The following is a 1,217-nucleotide window of genomic DNA, read 5'->3' on the forward strand; positions in this document are numbered from 1 at the left end:
ATCTCTACAAGATTCTGTGGATGTCAAGACCAGGTAAGGTTCTTCGCGTTGCATCGAATTAAACCACATGCTCCACCGCTTGTGCGGGCCCCCGTCAATTCATTTGAGTTTTAACCTTGCGGCCGTACTCCCCAGGCGGTCGATTTATCGCGTTAGCTTCGGAGCCCATCACTCTAGGCAACAAACTCCAAATCGACATCGTTTACAGCGTGGACTACCAGGGTATCTAATCCTGTTTGCTCCCCACGCTTTCGCATCTCAGCGTCAGTATCTGTCCAGAAGGCCGCCTTCGCCACCGGTATTCCTCCACATCTCTACGCATTTCACCGCTACACGTGGAATTCTACCTTCCTCTACAATACTCTAGTTAACCAGTTTTAAGTGCAATTCCTAGGTTGAGCCCAGGGCTTTCACACCTAACTTAATTATCCGCCTACATGCCCTTTACGCCCAGTCATTCCGATTAACGCTCGCACCCTCCGTATTACCGCGGCTGCTGGCACGGAGTTAGCCGGTGCTTCTTCTGTGATTAACGTCAATTAATGCACCTATTAGATACATTACCTTCCTCATCACCGAAAGTACTTTACAACCCGAAGGCCTTCTTCATACACGCGGCATGGCTGCATCAGGGTTCCCCCCATTGTGCAATATTCCCCACTGCTGCCTCCCGTAGGAGTCTGGACCGTGTCTCAGTTCCAGTGTGGCTGGTCATCCTCTCAGACCAGCTAGAGATCGTCGCCTAGGTGAGCCTTTACCCCACCTACTAGCTAATCCCATATGGGTTCATCAAATGGCGCATGGCCCGAAAGTCCCATGCTTTGGTCTTACGACTTTATACGGTATTAGCAGTCGTTTCCAACTGTTGTCCCCTTCCATTCGGCAGATCCCCATACTTTACTCACCCGTCCGCCACTCGTCATCAAGTGCAAGCACTCATGTTACCGTTCGACTTGCATGTGTTAAGCCTGCCGCCAGCGTTCAATCTGAGCCATGATCAAACTCTTCAATTTAAAGTTTGATGCTCAATAACTGTCTCTGACATATTCAAATGAATCTTCAGTGTCACTTATCAAGACTTGATTTTTTTAAGTCCGTAGACTTTTAATTCTTCGTCTCGCAAGTGCCCACACAGATTGTCTGTTTCTTCTTTTTAAAGAGCTGACAGCTTCTATTTTTAATCAACTTTTCGCTGATTTAGTTTGCTGTCTCAAGGG

The 1,217-nt window shown here is 48.0% G+C and carries 1 rRNA gene; it reads right to left on the minus strand.

Annotation, left to right across the window (positions count from 1 at the left end):
- A 16S ribosomal RNA gene (locus GA0061081_RS10940) occupies positions 1-1,013 on the minus strand; the annotation flags it as partial.
- Positions 1,014-1,217: the final 204 nt, after the last annotated feature.

It is taken from the genome of Gilliamella bombicola, from assembly GCF_900094945.1.
Taxonomy (GTDB): domain Bacteria; phylum Pseudomonadota; class Gammaproteobacteria; order Enterobacterales; family Orbaceae; genus Gilliamella; species Gilliamella bombicola.